General features: G+C 67.9%; 16 protein-coding genes. 10 read left to right on the forward strand and 6 right to left on the reverse strand.

Going from position 1 to position 16,326, the window contains the following annotated elements:
- Positions 1–195: 195 nt before the first annotated feature.
- Positions 196–996: an ABC transporter permease gene (locus KBO27_RS01015; RefSeq protein WP_210968124.1), complete on the reverse strand. Its 801-nt coding sequence runs from the start codon at positions 994–996 to the stop codon at positions 196–198.
- Positions 993–1,943, reverse strand: coding sequence for an ATP-binding cassette domain-containing protein (locus tag KBO27_RS01020; RefSeq protein WP_210968125.1), 951 nt, complete (start codon positions 1,941–1,943; stop codon positions 993–995). The genes KBO27_RS01015 and KBO27_RS01020 overlap by 4 nt, the downstream gene beginning before the upstream one ends.
- A gap of 240 nt (positions 1,944–2,183) precedes the next feature.
- On the opposite strand from KBO27_RS01020, the gene KBO27_RS01025 reads away from it, so the two are divergent.
- Positions 2,184–4,025, forward strand: a complete 1,842-nt coding sequence (locus KBO27_RS01025) for an acyl-CoA dehydrogenase (RefSeq protein WP_210968126.1) — start codon at positions 2,184–2,186, stop codon at positions 4,023–4,025.
- Between the two features lie 65 nt (positions 4,026–4,090).
- Here KBO27_RS01025 and KBO27_RS01030 read toward each other — a convergent pair whose 3' ends face one another.
- A complete protein-coding gene (locus KBO27_RS01030) occupies positions 4,091–5,401 on the reverse strand; it encodes a glycosyltransferase family 87 protein (RefSeq protein ID WP_210968127.1) in 1,311 nt (436 codons plus the stop codon).
- Positions 5,402–5,465: 64 nt separating this feature from the next.
- Positions 5,466–6,233, reverse strand: a complete 768-nt coding sequence (locus tag KBO27_RS01035) for a deoxyribonuclease IV (RefSeq protein ID WP_210968128.1) — start codon at positions 6,231–6,233, stop codon at positions 5,466–5,468.
- Between the two features lie 177 nt (positions 6,234–6,410).
- Here KBO27_RS01035 and KBO27_RS01040 point away from each other — a divergent pair, with 177 nt between their 5' ends.
- The 6 genes from KBO27_RS01040 (at position 6,411) to dnaB (ending at position 12,515) form a co-directional block, all read left to right on the forward strand.
- Positions 6,411–7,349 carry a hypothetical protein gene (locus KBO27_RS01040; protein ID WP_210968129.1) on the forward strand — a complete coding sequence of 313 codons (939 nt, stop codon included), beginning with the start codon at positions 6,411–6,413 and terminating at the stop codon, positions 7,347–7,349.
- Between the two features lie 379 nt (positions 7,350–7,728).
- Positions 7,729–8,079, forward strand: a complete 351-nt coding sequence (gene rpsF, locus KBO27_RS01045) for a 30S ribosomal protein S6 (RefSeq protein WP_235874909.1) — start codon at positions 7,729–7,731, stop codon at positions 8,077–8,079.
- Between the two features lie 44 nt (positions 8,080–8,123).
- A complete protein-coding gene (locus tag KBO27_RS01050) occupies positions 8,124–8,615 on the forward strand; it encodes a single-stranded DNA-binding protein (protein ID WP_132672017.1) in 492 nt (163 codons plus the stop codon).
- Positions 8,616–8,665: 50 nt separating this feature from the next.
- Positions 8,666–8,902 (forward strand): 30S ribosomal protein S18, encoded by a 237-nt coding sequence (rpsR, locus tag KBO27_RS01055; protein WP_093419808.1) that lies wholly within the window; start codon positions 8,666–8,668, stop codon positions 8,900–8,902.
- A gap of 21 nt (positions 8,903–8,923) precedes the next feature.
- The gene (gene rplI / locus KBO27_RS01060; protein ID WP_132686483.1) at positions 8,924–9,376 is read left to right on the forward strand and encodes a 50S ribosomal protein L9; all 453 of its coding nucleotides are present in this window, start codon (positions 8,924–8,926) and stop codon (positions 9,374–9,376) included.
- A gap of 496 nt (positions 9,377–9,872) precedes the next feature.
- Positions 9,873–12,515, forward strand: a complete 2,643-nt coding sequence (gene dnaB, locus KBO27_RS01065) for a replicative DNA helicase (protein WP_210968130.1) — start codon at positions 9,873–9,875, stop codon at positions 12,513–12,515.
- 119 nt (positions 12,516–12,634) lie between these two features.
- Here the strand turns inward: dnaB and KBO27_RS01070 are convergent, their stop codons facing one another.
- Both KBO27_RS01070 and KBO27_RS01075 read right to left on the reverse strand, forming a co-directional pair.
- On the reverse strand, positions 12,635–13,132 hold the full coding sequence (locus KBO27_RS01070) for a hypothetical protein (RefSeq protein WP_132672014.1): 498 nt from the start codon (positions 13,130–13,132) through the stop codon (positions 12,635–12,637).
- 604 nt (positions 13,133–13,736) lie between these two features.
- Positions 13,737–14,297: a DinB family protein gene (locus tag KBO27_RS01075; protein WP_210968131.1), complete on the reverse strand. Its 561-nt coding sequence runs from the start codon at positions 14,295–14,297 to the stop codon at positions 13,737–13,739.
- An 86-nt stretch (positions 14,298–14,383) separates the two neighbouring features.
- Between KBO27_RS01075 and KBO27_RS01080 the strand changes: the two genes are divergently transcribed.
- The 3 genes from KBO27_RS01080 (at position 14,384) to KBO27_RS01090 (ending at position 16,283) form a co-directional block, all read left to right on the forward strand.
- Positions 14,384–14,764: an SgcJ/EcaC family oxidoreductase gene (locus tag KBO27_RS01080; RefSeq protein ID WP_210968132.1), complete on the forward strand. Its 381-nt coding sequence runs from the start codon at positions 14,384–14,386 to the stop codon at positions 14,762–14,764.
- A gap of 132 nt (positions 14,765–14,896) precedes the next feature.
- Complete coding sequence (locus tag KBO27_RS01085; protein WP_210968133.1) at positions 14,897–15,574, forward strand: SDR family oxidoreductase; 678 nt, start codon at positions 14,897–14,899, stop codon at positions 15,572–15,574.
- A 415-nt stretch (positions 15,575–15,989) separates the two neighbouring features.
- Positions 15,990–16,283 (forward strand): SSI family serine proteinase inhibitor, encoded by a 294-nt coding sequence (locus tag KBO27_RS01090; protein WP_281420595.1) that lies wholly within the window; start codon positions 15,990–15,992, stop codon positions 16,281–16,283.
- Positions 16,284–16,326 lie beyond the last annotated feature (43 nt).

Below are 16,326 nucleotides of genomic sequence, written 5' to 3' on the forward strand. Positions count from 1 at the left end.
CCACCTCGCGGTCCGTGGTGCGTATCTCGGAGACGGGCAGATAGTGCGGTCTGATCGACCCGAAAACGCGCAACCACTGCGCGAGTCCGGCGCTGTTCACACTTTGGAGTTAACTCCGAAGTGCGGTCCTGCCAGGCAAAACGTGCTCATGCGACGCACTAACGGCTGTCCCCTGTGGACATCCTGAAGGACCTTTCACCTACTCGCCACGCGACGGTAGCGAGCCACCGCGAGCGGGATGAAGATCGCCAGGATCACCAGCGCCGACGCCACCGAGTACAGCACCGCGTGCTGCGCGGGCCAGCTGTCCGGAGGCGGACCGGTCACCCGGAGCGGGTTCCCGTAGAGCTGGCGCAAGGCGTCCGAGTAGACCGTGATCGGATTCCACTCCGCGAACGTCCGCAGTGGACCGGGCATCGATTCCGCTGGCACGAAGGCCGAGGACACGAACGTCACCGGGAACATCCACAGCAGACCCGCGCTCTGCGCGACCTCGACGCTGCGCGCGACCAGGCCGATGAACGCGCCCACCCACGACATCGCGAACGAGAACAGCAGCAGGAGGCCGAAGGCCAGCAGCGCGTCGAGGACGCTGCCCCGGATCCGCCAGCCGACGATCAGCCCGCACAACGACATGATCACCACGGTCAGCACGCTGACCAGCAGGTCGGACGTGGTGCGCCCGAGCAGCACGGCCACCCGCGACATGGGCAGCGACCGGAACCGGTCCATCATGCCCTTCTGCAGGTCGTTGGCCAGGCCGATCACGGTGAAGGCGCTGTTGAACGCCACCGTCTGCACGAAGATCCCGGCGATCAGGAACTCCCGGTACGCCTCACCGCCGAGGCTGCCGCCGAAGACGTAGGCGAACATCAGCACGAACATGATCGGCTGCGCCGTGCTGGCCAGCAGCAGATCCGGGTTGCGCTTGATGTTCATCAGGTTCCGCCACGCCACGACGTTGCTGTCGCGGAGGCTCACCGCCAGCGCGTTCATCCCTGCTCCTCCTCGGCGTGCCGACCGGTCAGACCCAGGAACACATCGTCCAGCGTCGGCCGGTGCAGCCCGACGTCGTTGACCGCGACGCTGTCGGCGTCGAGCCTCCGCAAGGCCTCGATCAGCGCCTTCGGCCCGGTCTCCACTGCCACCGTGACCCGCCGCAGCGCCACCTCCACCTGCGGCTCGGCCACGCCGACATCGCGCAGCACCCGGGCCACCGAGGGCAGGTCGGCGGCGTCCTGCGCGATCAGCTGCAGGCGCTCGCCGCCGACGCGGGACTTGAGCTGGTCGGCGGTGCCGCTGGCGATGACCTCGCCGTGGTCGATGACCGCGATGGAGTCGGCCAGCTGGTCGGCCTCCTCCAAGTACTGGGTGGTCAGCAGGACCGTGGTGCCGTCGGCGACGAGCTCGCCGATGACCTCCCAGGTGTCCATCCGGCCGCGCGGGTCGAGCCCGGTGGTGGGCTCGTCGAGGACCACCACGGGTGGCGCGGCGACCAGCGCGCCCGCGAGGTCGAGCCGCCGGCGCATGCCGCCGGAGTAGCCCTTGGAGGGCCGGTCGGCCGCGTCGTCGAGCTTGAAGCGGTCGATGAGCTGCCGGGCTCGCGCGGAGGCGTTCGAGCGGGTCATCCCGTAGAGGCGGCCGACCATGTGGAGGTTCTCGTAGCCGGTCAGGTTCTCGTCGACCGCGGCGTACTGCCCGGACAGGCCGATCGAGCGGCGCACGGCGTGCGGGTCGGCGAGCACGTCGTGCCCGGCGACGAACGCGCGCCCCGAGTCTGGCCGCAACAGCGTGGTCAGGATGCGGACCGTGGTCGTCTTGCCCGCACCGTTGGGGCCCAGCAGCCCGAGGACTTCACCGCGGGGCACTTCGAGGTCGATCCCGTTCAGAGCGCGGGTGGAGCCGAAGCTCTTGACCAGTGCCTCCGCGCGTACGGCGGTCATCTGTACCCCCAGAGTGAGGTCCGGATCGCCCACTGTAGGGCGCAGGGGTGACAGGGCGCCTTCGAATTTATCCCGATAGGCGAATTTTGCGGAAGGGAACGCAGGTCAGAAGGGGTGCGAGGGGAGGGTGGCACAGGTCGCCTCGACAGAAGTTACCGCCAGGTAATACCCTTCTTGTTACCGACGAGTAAGGGCTCGTAGCCGGGCCCACCCGCAGCAGCGTGCAAGAGGGAGCCTTCGATGGGCCACTACAAGAGCAACGTCCGAGACCTCGAGTTCAACCTCTTCGAGGTCCTCAAGGTGCAGGACCGACTGGGCAAGGGCGCCTTCGAGCAGTCCGACCAGGACACCGTTCGCGGCGTGCTGTCCGAACTCAACGACCTGGCCACCGGCCCGCTCGCCGAGTCCTTCGTCGAAGGTGACCGCACCCCCGCGCACTTCGACCCGGCCACCCACTCGGTAACCCTGCCGGAGTCCTTCAAGAAGTCCTACCAGCAGGTCATGGACGGTGAGTGGTGGCGGCTCGGCCTGCCGGACGAGCTGGGCGGCTACGGCATCCCCCCGACCGTCACCTGGTCGGCCGCCGAACTCATCCTGGGCGCCAACCCGCCGGTCTACATGTACATGGCGGGCCCCAACTTCGCGACGATCCTCTGGAAGAACGGCACCGAGGAGCAGAAGAAGTGGGCCGACCTCATGATCGAGCGCGGCTGGGGGGCCACCATGGTCCTCACCGAGCCCGACGCCGGTTCTGACGTCGGCGCCGGCCGCACCAAGGCCGTGCAGCAGGAGGACGGCAGCTGGCACCTCGACGGCGTCAAGCGCTTCATCACCTCCGCCGACCAGGACATGACCGAGAACATCATGCACCTGGTGCTCGCCCGTCCCGAGGGACCCGGCATCGAGGCCAAGCCCGGAACCAAGGGCCTGAGCCTGTTCCTGGTGCCCAAGTTCCACTTCGACGGCGAGACCGGTGCGCCGGGCGACCGCAACGGCGCCTTCGTCACCAACGTCGAGCACAAGATGGGCCTCAACGCCTCCGCCACCTGCGAGGTCACCTTCGGCCAGCACGGCACCCCGGCCAAGGGCTGGCTGCTCGGCGAGGTCCACGACGGCATCGCGCAGATGTTCCAGGTCATCGAGTACGCGCGGATGATGGTCGGTACCAAGGCCATCGCCACCCTGTCGACCGGCTACCTCAACGCCCTCGACTACGCCAAGGAGCGCGTCCAGGGCGCGGACCTCACGCGCAGCACCGACAAGACCGCCCCGCGCGTCGCCATCACCAACCACCCCGACGTGCGCCGCGCGCTGATGCTGCAGAAGGCCTACGCCGAGGGCCTGCGCGCCATCTACCTCTACACGGCCGACTACCAGGACCAGATCACCCAGGGCAAGCACGAGGGCAGCGACGTCACCCTCGCCGAGGCCGTGAACGACCTGCTCCTGCCCATCGTCAAGGGCGTCGGCTCCGAGCGGGCCTACGAGATGCTCACGCACTCGCTGCAGACCCTCGGTGGCTCCGGCTACCTGCAGGACTACCCGATCGAGCAGTACATCCGCGACGCCAAGATCGACAGCCTCTACGAGGGCACCACCGCGATCCAGGCGCAGGACTTCTTCTTCCGCAAGATCGTCCGCAACCAGGGCGCGGCCATCGGCCACGTCGCGGCCGAGATCCAGAAGACGCTGGAGGCCACCGACGCCGACGAGCGCCTCAAGGAGGAGCGCGAGCTGCTCACCCGCGCCCTCGGTGACGTCCAGGGCCAGCTCGGCACGCTGTTCGAGTTCCTGACCTCCGCCCAGGAGGACATCAAGAACATCTACAAGGTCGGCCAGCACGCCGTGTCGTTCCTGATGTCGGTCGGCGACCTGCTCATCGGCTGGAAGCTGCTGCAGCAGGCCGAGATCGCGCTCGCCGCGCTCGACGCCGGTGCCGGCAAGGACGAGTCGTTCTACCAGGGCAAGGTCGCGGTCGCCCGCTTCTTCGCCAAGAACGTCCTGCCCGAGCTCACCGGCCGCCGCAAGATCATCGAGGCCGCCGACAACTCCCTCATGGAGCTCGACGAGTCCGTCTTCTGATCGGACCCCTCAGAGGAGAGGGCCCCGCGGCGCGCAGCCGCGGGGCCCTCTCTCGTTCTCCGGCCTCAGCCGAGGTTCCTGATGCGGTACCGCGAGGTCTCAGCGGGCACCTCATCACCCGACGGCTGCTCGTCGATGGTCGTGCGAGCCGACAGGAAGGCCACGAACAGCCCCACCAGCAGCGCGGCCCGGCCCCAGACCCCGATCATCAGCGCCTGCGCCGTGAAACCGTCGTGCACACCGCTCGGGATCCCCTCGTTGTTCAGGTACAGCCAGCGGAAGATGCCCGCGCACATCGCGAAATCCGCCACCAGGTACGCCACGATCCATCCCCAGCGCACCTGCACCAGCACGAAGAACGGCAGCAGCCACAACGTGTACTGCGGCGAATGAACCTTGTGCAGCAGCAGGAACCCGCACAGCATCGCCGCCGAAACCTGCACCCACGGGTAGGTCCCGGTCCTCTCGAACCGCAACCAGCCGATCCAGCAGGCCAACGCGAACGACACCAGCATCAGGCCCGGCGAGACGATGCCCATCGCGGACTGGAAGCCGTCATCCCCGGTCCAGTCCCGGAAACCCCAGTACCACACCGAGTTCGTGCTCAAGTCCACCTGACGCCGCGACTGGAACTCGAACGACGCCGCCCAGCCCTGAAAACCCGCCAGCGCGAACGGAACGTTGACCAGCAGCCCCGTCCCCGCGGCCGCACCGGCCACCCGCAACGCGCCACGCCAGTCCCAGCCGCCCTCGGTGAACACGTACAGCATCAACGGCAGCACGAAGATCGCCGGATACAGCTTCAACGCGAAACCCAGCCCCAGCAGCACCGCGGCCACCGTGGAACGACGCGCCAGCGACGCGCTCCAGCGGTGCATCACGAACACCGCCGCCACCGCGCTGGCCACCACCGGCAGATCCCAGTTGTGATCCGCGTAGAGCACCAACGGCGGCCCGATCGCCCACAGCAGCGCCCGCCAGCGGCTCAACCGCCCCAGCCACCACGCCACCGCCAGCCCGAACGGCGCCATCAGCAGCGCCGACGACAGCAGGAACCCGGCATCGGTGCTCACGAACAGCGCACCGGCCCAGATCAGCACCCCGGTCAGCACCGGGTACTCCACGACACCGCCCCACAGCGAGCCGTCCTCGTCGATGCCCCCGTGCACGTACGGGAAGACGTGCCGGTCGATGTCCCGGCCCACCCACAGGTTCTGGATGTCGGAGTAGCAGACGTCCCGGTAGGACCGCATCTGGTAGTCCGGCACCGAGCGGCCCCACTCGTTGAACTCCGGGCCCGTGCAACGAGCCTTGTTCGCGTACCCCAACGCCAACGTCACGGCCGTCAGCAGGCACAACACCGCTAACGCCGACACCGTCAAACCCCGCGCGACCTTGATGCCGGGCTCCTCTCACCCGGACCAGCCGGGAAACAGCCGTTCAGCTCGCCTTCGAGCGGAGGAATTCGATGTCGGCGGCCTGACCCTCGTCCGGGGTCTCGACCACCACCGGCGCACCGGCCCTCGACACCACGTCCACCAGGAGCTCAGGATCGATGTTGCCCGAACCGATGTTGGCGTGCCGGTCCCTCGACGAACCGAACTCGTCCCGCGAGTCGTTGAGGTGCACCAGATCGATCCGGCCGGTGATCGCCTTGACCCGGTCCACCACGTCGAGCAGCTCCTCGCCCGCCGCGTGCGCGTGGCAGGTGTCCAGGCAGAACCCCGCGCCGAACTCGCCCACCGCGTCCCACAACCGGGCCAGCACGTCGAACCGCCGGGCCATCGCGTTCGCGCCGCCCGCGGTGTTCTCGATCAGGATCGGGACCTCGAAACCGCCCTCGTCGGCCTGCCGCTCGAACAGCTTGCGCCAGTTCGCGATGCCCTCGGCCGGGTCGTCGTCCTTCGTGACGTGCCCGCCGTGCACGATCAAGCCCTGCGCGCCGACCTCCGCAGCGGCCTTCGCCTGCTGCGTCACCGACTTCCGCGACGGGATGCGGATCCGGTTGTTCAACGAGGCCACGTTGATCACATAGGGTGCGTGGATGAAAACGGCGACGTCGCTGCCCCGCAGCTGCTCTGCCTGCGGATGCGGCTTCGGCGCCTTCCACCCCTGCGGGTCGGACAGGAAGAACTGCACCACCTCCGCGCCGCGCTCAGCGGCTGCGGTCAGCGGATCGTCATCGCGAACATGGGCGCCGATACGCATGGCACGCAGTCTATTCGTCCACACCGCCCGGACCCGGGAACCGGGGCGCACCGGGGTGTTCCACACTGTGGAACATCAACGGATTTGCCGGATGGCCGCAACCAACGGCGGTACTCGCGCGTTAGGAGCTTTGAGACAGTGACTGTCGATTCGGAGCCGTTCGCGGGGAGGCGAGCCATGGGTACCTGGGGAAACCCCAACCCACTGATCAAACCGAACGCGCTCCGCCGGACCGTATCCGCTGGTGCCGCGGGTCTGGTGATCCTGGCGGGAAGCTGCCTCGGCCTGGGAACGGCCGCCGCCGCCGAGCCGCTGGTCGTCGACCAGCCCATCGCCATCGTCTCGGGTGAGGTCGGCCAGCCGATCTCCGTGCTGCCCAAGACGCTGGACTTCAAGCTCAACCAGGCCGTCCTGCTGGCCATGCCGCTGGCCTTCGGCCCCGCCTCCGACGCCTCCGAGCAGTTCGCCTCGGGCAGCCCCATCGCGCTGGGCACCGCCGAACCCGGCGCCAACTCCTTCTCCGGCCGCGAGATCGCCAAGGCCGCGACACCGCGCCTGAGCCAGCTCGGCCTGCCGGAGGACAAGGTGGAGGCCGTCCGCTTCCACTTCACCAACCTCGTCAGCCTCGGGAACTCGATCACGGTCAACGCCCCGGAGCCGGAGGAGGAGCCCCCTCCGCCGCCGTCCTCGCAGGAACCGCCGCCCGAGCAGCCGTCGCAGACGCCTCCCTCGTCGCAGACCCCGGCACCCGCGCCCGTCGGGCCGCCGCCGTCCGCGCCGTCCACCAGCCCCGTGCCGACCATGCCCAGCGCCAACGGCGCTCCGGCCGCGGTCAGCATGCTGCCGCCGAGCCTGCGCGGCGCCTCGCTGCCGTGGGCCCAGGCCCGCTACGGCCAGGTGCCCGGCATGGCGCCCAACGTCGGTGACCTGGCACGACAGGCCCAGGATCGGCAGCGCGTCCAGGACGAGCAGGACGAGATCCGCGCGGCCGGCCAGGCCGAAGCCCTCCCGACCGAGGTCTCCGAACGCGTCGCCCTCCCGGTCCTCATCGCCGCCGTCTCCCTCGCCGTGGTGACTGCGGCGTTGGTCCGAGCCTGGGTCCTCCGACGCCACTGACCTGGCATTTTCTGTCGGGCGTGGTCCTCTTGCTCAGCGGTGCGGGTGGCGGAACCTGACACGCCTTCTGGCTCCGGGATCCGCGACTTGAGTATTTCTATACGCGGCGCTGCGGCTGTCCTCCCCAGAAGACGTGTCAGAACCCGCGGCGGTGCCGGTTGATCGGGTGGGGCAAGGAGAAAGCACCCTCGGTGCTTGCCTGACGGCGGTCGGTAGCGCTCAGCGTGGGATCGCGCCTTCGGCCTCATCTCGGCTCCGGGTACCGCTGAGCGGGGCAATCGCAGCGGTGTCGGGGGCCCTTGCTACCGTTGCCTGGTTCGTTGACGCGAACGACCCTCCTGCCACGGAAAGTCCGTGGCCGTGAGTCCACAGGAGGTGAATGGTCTTCATGCGTCACTATGAGCTCATGGTCATCCTGGACCCGAGCCTGGACGAGCGCACCGTCGCTCCGTCCTTGGAGAACTTCCTCAACGTCGTCCGCAACGACGGTGGCACCGTCGAGAAGGTCGATGTCTGGGGCCGTCGTCGGCTGTCCTTCGAGATCAACAAGAACTCCGAGGGCATCTACGTCGTCCTGGACCTCAACGGCGAGCCGGCCACCATCAAGGAGCTGGACCGTCAGCTGAACCTCAACGAGTCGATCCTGCGGACCAAGGTCCAGCGGAAGATCGTTGAGCCCCGCAAGGTCGCGCGCGCCGCCAAGGCCCGTGCCGCCAAGGCGTCTGCCTGATCCAGGCCCGTACCCGCTAACGACCAGACTGGAGTCCCCAGGTCATGGCTGGTGAAACGGTAATCACGGTGGTCGGCAACCTGACCGCCGATCCGGAGCTGCGCTTCACCCCGTCCGGTGCTGCGGTCGCGAACTTCACCGTCGCGTCCACCCCGCGGACCTTCGACCGCCAGAGCGGCGAGTGGAAGGACGGCGAGGCGCTGTTCCTGCGCTGCAACATCTGGCGGCAGGCTGCGGAGAACGTGGCCGAGACGCTGACCCGGGGCATGCGTGTGGTCGTGCAGGGCCGGCTGCGCCAGCGGTCCTTCGAGACCAAGGAAGGCGAGAAGCGCACGGTCGTCGAGCTCGAGGTCGATGAGATCGGTCCGTCGCTGCGCTACGCCACCGCCAAGGTCAACAAGGTCAGCCGTGGTGGCGGAGGCGGTTTCGGCGGTGGCGGCGGAAGCGCCCCGGCCGGTCCGCCGGCCGACGACCCGTGGGGTTCGGCCCCGCCGGCAGGTTCCGGTGGCGGCTTCAGCGACGAGCCGCCGTTCTGACGCTCGCCGCAGCTAACGCTTAGGAAGTTTTTCGTTCAGGAGGAAGACCAATGGCCAAGGCGCCTGTGCGCAAGCCGAAGAAGAAGGTCTGCGTGTTCTGCAAGGACAAGGCCACGCTGATCGACTACAAGGACACGACGCTGCTTCGGAAGTACATCTCCGACCGCGGCAAGATCCGTGCCCGCCGGGTCACCGGCAACTGCAGCCAGCACCAGCGCGACGTCGCCATCGCGGTGAAGAACGCGCGTGAGATGGCCCTGCTGCCCTACACCTCGACCGCTCGCTGATTAAGGGAAAGGAGTCACGTCATGAAGATCATCCTCACCGCTGACGTGTCCGGCCTCGGCGAGTCCGGCGACATCGTCGAGGTCAAGGACGGTTACGCGCGGAACTACCTGCTGCCCCGCAACCTGGCCATCGTGGCCACCAAGGGTGCGCAGAAGCAGGTCGAGACGATCCGTCGCGTCCAGGAGAACCGCCGCGTGCGGAACCTGGAGCACGCTCACGAGCTCAAGCAGCAGCTGCAGAACCTGGACGCGGTCACGCTGACCGCCAAGGTGTCCTCGCAGGGCAAGCTGTTCGGCTCGATCACCAGCGGCGACGTCGTCGCCGCGGTGCGCAAGGCCGGTGGCCCGAACCTCGACAAGCGTTCGGTCTCGCTGCGCGGCCACATCAAGTCGCTGGGCAAGCACATCGTCGACGTGCAGCTGCACCCCGACGTGACGGCCAACGTCAACGTCCAGGTGACCGGCGAGCAGTGACCCGGTAGTACCGGACTCTTCAAACGGCATCGTCCACTCCGGCATTCGTGTGACGGGGTGGACGATGCCGTGTCCCGGCCGTGCACTGGCGGTCACGATGATCTCTCTCCGATCACCCACCGCTGTTGATTGCGACACGCCGATGGTGGCGACACGCCGGGAGTTTCCACGGATTTCTTCCACAGCTTGTACGCAGGCTCTGAACTGGGGTTTTGAGTCGATCAAGGCTACTTGTCCCCAAGTTGTCCCCAGCAGCGCGGAACGCTGTCCGAAGTTATCCCCAGCTCGTTTCAATCTATCCACAGGTTGTCCCGAGGTTTGTCCACAACTTGAGTTGCCTGCTCTGTGCGGGCGATCTAGCTTCGCGCGCGTGCGCTTGTGCCTACGCTCCGTCTCGGTGTCCCGACGACGGCGTGGACGCGCGCGTGCGAGAGGGTTCGGTCGCCGTGGTGTGCACGGACGACAGGCTGCTGGTCGGAGGAGGTGACGGGGTCCGGTGACGGTTCCCGACGATCGGGACGACGACCCGTACTTCGCGGACAACGGTGGGGGTGCACCCGGCGGCGCCAGCACGTTCGAGCGCCAGCCTCCGCAGGACCTCGCGGCCGAGCAGTCCGTGCTCGGCGGAATGATGCTGAGCAAGGACGCGATCGCCGACGTCGTCGAGGCGCTGAGCCCGAACGACTTCTACCGGCCCGCGCACCAGGCCATCTACGACTGCATCCTCGACCTCTACGGCCGCGGTGAACCGGCGGACGCGATCACCGTCTCCGCGGAGCTGGAGCGCCGCCAGGAGCTGGTCAAGGTCGGCGGCGCCCCGTACCTGCACACGCTGATCTCCACGGTCCCCACGGCCGCGAACGCCGGCTACTACGCGGAGATCGTCTCGGAGAAGGCGATCCTGCGCCGCCTCGTGGAGGCGGGCACCCGCATCGTGCAGCTGGGCTACCACGGCTCGGAGGGCGCGGCGATCGAGGAGGTCGTGGACCGCGCCCAGGCGTCGATCTACGACGTCACCGAGCGCAAGGCCAGCGAGGACTACCACGCCCTGGAGGAACTCCTCCAGCCCACGATGGACGAGATCGACGCGATCGCGTCCCGGGGCGGGGAGTCCCAGGGCATCCCCACCGGCTTCGCGGACCTCGACGCCCTGACCAACGGCCTCCACGCAGGCCAGATGATCATCGTCGCCGCGCGACCCGGCGTGGGCAAGGCGCTCGCCTTGGACACGCCTCTGCCCACGCCCGATGGCTGGACGACCATGGGTGAGGTCGAGGTCGGTGACCACCTCATCGGCGCTGACGGCAAGCCCACCAGGGTCGTCGCAGCTACCGAGGTCATGCACGACCGCCCGTGCTACCAGGTCGAGTTCTCCGACGGAACGACGGTCATCGCCGACGGCAACCACCAGTGGTTGACGGATACGAGGGCGTCGAGGAAATCCGCCCACGCGGCAGCCACCGGATACAACCGGATGCGCAACCAGCGGACTTTCGCCGAGGTGCGAACCACGGAGGAGATCGCGGCGACGTTGCGGTGCCACACGGCCGACCGCCGTCTGAACCACTCCGTCAACGCCACCTGTCCTATCGACCTTCCGGAACGAGAGCTGCCTCTCGCGCCCTACGTCCTGGGCGTCTGGCTCGGTGACGGCACTTCGGCGTCAGCGGCGTTCACCAGCGCTGATCCGGAGATTGCCGCGTACGTCGAGGGCGAAGGCTACTACGCCCCTGAGATTCGGCACCTGTACTACGGGATTCAGTTCGTGCCGCCGGAGCCGGCCGCAGAGCGCCTCTGCGTCGTCTGCGGTGAGGCCTTCGTGCCCAAGACCAGTCAGGTCCGGACCTGCGGTAGGAGCTGCGGCGGCAAGGCTCGCTTCATGTCCGCTCCGGTTGCGCAGCCCACTTGCCCTGACTGCGGCAGGCCGACGTGCGGCCTTCGCCAGTGCCAGCGATGCCGCAACGAGCGGGGAACCGTCCAGGCGCTCCTGCGGACGATGGGTGTGCTCGGGAACAAGCACATCCCGGAGGATTTCCTGCGAGCTTCGGAGAGTCAGCGGCGGGCGCTGCTCGCGGGCCTGCTGGACACCGACGGGACCGTCCTGCCCAGTGGTTCGGTGCAGTTCAGCGTCACCAACGAACGCTTGGCGCGCGACACCTACGAGTTGGTCGTCAGCCTCGGGTACCGCTGCTCGTGGACGACCAAACGGGTGCGTGGGCGCTGCGAGGAAACCTCGACGGCTTTCCAGCTGACCTTCAGCACGCAGGACGAGGTCTTCCGACTGGAGCGCAAGAAGCTCGTCCACAAGGAGCGGACCGCGCGCAAGCCCCGGATGGTCGGGATGCGCTACATCACCGCTGTCCGGCCGGTGGAGAGCGTGCCGGTTCGGTGCGTCGAGGTGGATTCGGTCGATCACCTCTACCTCGCGACGCGGTCGATGATCCCGACGCACAACTCCACCCTGGGACTGGACTTCGCCAGGTCAGCGTCGGTGAAGCACGGTTTGGCGAGTGTCATCTTCTCGCTGGAGATGGGGCGCACCGAGATCGTGATGCGCATGCTCTCCGCCGAGGCGCGCATCCGCCTGGGCGACATGCGCGGTGGTCGCATGACCGACGACGACTGGACCCGGCTGGCCCGGCGGATGAGCGAGATCAGCGAAGCGCCGATCTTCGTCGACGACTCGCCGAACCTCACGATGATGGAGATCCGCGCCAAGGCGCGTCGTCTCAAGCAGCGCCACGACATCCAGCTCATCGTCGTGGACTACATGCAGCTGATGACCTCGGGCAAGCGCGTCGAGTCCCGTCAGCAGGAGGTCTCGGAGTTCTCCCGAAACCTCAAGCTGCTGGCCAAGGAGCTCGAAGTCCCGCTGATCGCGATCTCCCAGCTCAACCGTGGTCCGGAGCAGAGAACGGACAAGAAGCCGCAGCTGTCGGACCTGCGTGAGTCGGGATCCCTGGAGCAGGACGCGGACATGGTCATCCTGATCCACCGCCCCGACGCCTTCGAGCGGGACGACCCCCGCATGGGCGAAGCGGACCTCATGGTCGCCAAGCACCGTGCCGGTCCCACCGCGACGATCACCGTCGCCCACCAGCTCCACTACAGCCGCTTCGTCGACATGGCCCAGGAGTAGGCCGGGTCATGGGCAGTTTCTCGAAGCGGGTGTCCGACTCTCAGTCGTGATGCCCATCGTCTGGCCTGAGAACCGGGGTCACGTCGTCGTCACATCTAGAGCTGGAGGTGCCTCAGCGCTCAGCGGAGGATCTCCACCAACAGCACCCACGCGTTGAGCAACGCGCCGACGAAGGCCGCGATCACCCCGGCCGGAAGCCAGTACAGCCCGCCAAGGGTCCCGGTGATCGTCCCTAGCCCCCCGACGACCGTCGCCACCGACAGCAACCCGGCAGGTATGGCGCTGTTGGTGATCCACGACAGGAGCGGCTGTTCCGGTGAGCGCAGCCAGGGCCGGTTCAACACCGCCAGCCACGCACCGGTGACCGCGCCGAGCACTACTAGCTCCGTCCCCAGGGCGCTCTCGCTCTGGCCGGGGATCAACAGCAGCAGCGCGATCACGAGTGGTGCGGCGAGCAGCATCAGGGTGTGCCCGGCCCGGGCCGTCAGCCGGTACCCGGCCAGAATCCGCTCCAGGTTGATCGACAACGCCACGAACACCAGACCTGCCAGCGCAGCACCCGCACCGGCCACCGCAACACCAAAGTCGGCCCACGCCTCGGCCTGATAGGCACCCACGGCGCCGATCGTGCCAGCAGTCGCGACTGGCGGCGCGGCGATGCCGCAGTGCGGAGGAGATCGCCACCGCCTGCAGCACCAGCAGCCGGAGAACAACGGCGATGAACGGACGCTCACGTGAGATCAGCGGAGGTGACCCCGTTCCGCCCGCGTGGCGCAAGAGCGTTGTCCCCACGAGCCCCGATTCCTCCGTTGCGACCTCGTGTCCCAAACAGCTCCACCAACCCGGAATACCCCCGTAATCGGGTTCCGAAATACCCCCGTATTCGGGTACCTGATTACGGCGGTAATCCGTGTTCCCCGGGTACCAGGGCCGGGTGCGGGTGTGAGAGCTCGTTGTTGGCGTGGTGCCGGCTTCGGTGGGGCAGTGGTGCCTGCCTCCACCGCCCCTGGCGTGCATGCGGTGCGCCGGCGTGGAGCTGTCGAACCCGGCCTTCGTTCGCGTGCTGGAGGAAGCCGCGGCTTCCAGCGATGGCACGGACGAGCGCACGGCCCGCTTCACGGTCACCGAGCAGGACCACCACGACCGCTGATCCTCGCGGGGCGGGCGGAAACCCGGCCCCGGCGCGTCGATTCACCCCTGGCCCCGCCGAGACGACGTGCTCTAGCTGTGGGCGTAGAGGTCTCGGATGAGGCAGACCTCTGAGAGGTGGTGGATGAGTTCGCGGTTGATGTGCAGGACCAGTTCTGCCATGGGGGCGGTCGGGTAGGGCTCCTTGTCGCCGACGGGTTCGCGGAGCTGGGCCTCGGTGAGGCGGTGCAGTCCGGTGAGCCAGACGTCGAGCTGGGTTTCGAGCTGGCCGAGGGCGGTGGCCGCGTCGCCCGCGTACTCCCAGGACTCGTAGCTCGCTTCGGGCGCGCCGAAGTGGGCGGCGCTGCGGGCGGCGAGCACGCCGACGATGACGTGCCCGAGGCGCCAGGCGATCGTGGTGAACGGGGCCGGGTCGGGTGCGGGGAAGCCGTAGTCGATCGTGAAGTTCCCGGCGCCGGCCTGGATCTGCGCGTTCGAGGTGCCGCGGGGCCGGACGCTCCAGGCGCCGGGGACCGGGGACCAGAAGTACTCGTCGTCGGTCAGGCCTTCGAGGCGCGGCCGGATCAGGTTGGTCCAGTGCCACTCCCACTGCTCCCGGAGGGCCTGGGGCCAGTCGAAGTCTTTCGCATGCATCCCGTCAGCCTGGCACCGATGCCCGACAGCGGCAGGTCGTCGCGAGGTGTCGACTTCGACTCTGGTCGAGGTCCCAGAGTGGTGGCATGACTGTTGAGAACGACCGCGAGGCGATCGAGCAGGTGGTGGCGGAGGTCCAGCGGACGCAGCGGGCCAAGGACGCCGAGGGATTCCTGGCCCTGTTCCACCCCGATGCTCTGTGGACCACCGCCGCGGGCAAGGTGCTGATCGGCTTCGACGCGATCGCCGAGTTCACCCGTGCGGTGCTCCCCGGCGCTTCCTGGGACGGGGAGGTGACCTACGAGGCGGTGCACGTCCAGTTCTTGCGGCCCGATGTCGCCGCGGTGAAGGTCCGGCAGATCTACCGCTCGGAGGGCACCGAGGGCGCGCCCACGTACGTGCTGACCCGGGCGTCCGATGGCCGCTGGCTGGTGCACGTCGGGCAGAACACCCTCGTGGCCTCGTAATCCGGTTCGACGACGTGCGCGGTCGGGCTACGGTGTGATCCGTTGTGACGGCTCGGCCCGGAGGGGACCCATGTTCTCGCTCGTCGGCAGGAAAGCGCTGGTCACGGGTTCGGCGCGCGGCTGGGGCTGGAGATGGCGCGCGGGTTGGCTCGGTCGGGCGCGCACGTGGTGCTCAACGGCAGGGAGGCCGACGCCGTGGGCGCGTCGGTGGAGGAGCTGCGCGGCGAGGGGCTTTCGGTCGAGGCGGCGGTCTTCGACGTCACCGACCCCGGGGCGCCGGACGTGGTGCGCGATCTGGAGCCGGATGTGCTGGTCAACAACGTGGGTCAGCGGGATCGGCGAGGCGTCGGTGAGCTCACGCCCGCGGACCTGGCGCGGTTGCTGGAGAACCACCTCATCACCGCGTACGCGTTGTCGCGGGTGGTCGCGGAGGGGTTGGTCGCGCGCGGTGCGCCGGGACGGATCATCAACATCTCGTCGGTGATCGCGCAGTTTGGGCGTGCCGGCGATGTCGGTTATCCGGCCGCGAAGGCGGGTCTCGACGGGCTGACGCGCGCGTTGGCGGCTGATCTCGGGCCGTCGGGGATCACGGTCAACGCGGTGGCTCCGGGCACGTTCGCCACCGAGGTCAACGCCGCTTTGGCCGATGATCCGAGCTGGTCGGAGTGGCAGCGCACGCGCACGGCTCTGGGCCGGTGGGGTCGTCCGGAGGAGATCGCGGGTGCGGTGGTGTTCCTCGCCAGCGACGAGGCGTCGTTCATCACCGGTCAGACGCTGGCGGTCGACGGTGGTCTCACGTCGAAGTTCTGAAGCCGAGCGCATCGCGCGCTAGAGTTGCGGGCGTTCCACCGGACGATGGCAATGGGAAGCGGAATCTCGATTCTCAGTTGAAATCTCCGAGAAATAATTGTCCTCAGTAGACGGTAACTACTCGTGCGTAAAAATCCTTGTGTTGTCGCTGAATTGGGTGACACGGGGCTACGTCGGGTAATGCAGTAGCGTGTGGCTCACCCGGTGTGGCGGGTTCGCCAGCCGAATTCAGACTCGCGGGAAGCGTTGGCGCGCAGTTGGTTTCCCGCGCAACAGCTGAACCGAAATCCTGCAACAGGAAAGTTGAGGAACGGTGTTTGCGAAACTGACTCGCCGAGTGCTTCTCGCCTCGGCCCTCATCGCTGGAACCGCAGTCGTCCCCGGGATCGCCCACGCGGCGCCGGCCGACAGCACGATGCGCTTGACCGTTCAGAGCCGGGACATCACCGCGAACAAGTTCGGTGAGCTCAAGTGCCACCCGGCGGGCGGCACGCACCAGCACGCGGCCAAGGCGTGCGAGGAGCTGGAGAAGGTCAACGGCGACTTCACCGCCATGCAGGCCAACGTGTCGAAGGTCTGCACGATGCAGTACCAGCCCGTCACGGCGAAGATCGAAGGCAAGTGGCGCGGCAAGGAGGTCAGCTACACGCAGACCTTCTCCAACAGCTGCACGATGCAGGTCAAGACCGGCGTCGTCTTCGAGCTCTGAGGTCGTTGCTCGGCGGGCTCCGCTGAGAGCCCGCCGAGCACGG

It is taken from the genome of Saccharopolyspora endophytica (assembly GCF_018070075.1).
GTDB lineage: Bacteria > Actinomycetota > Actinomycetes > Mycobacteriales > Pseudonocardiaceae > Saccharopolyspora > Saccharopolyspora endophytica.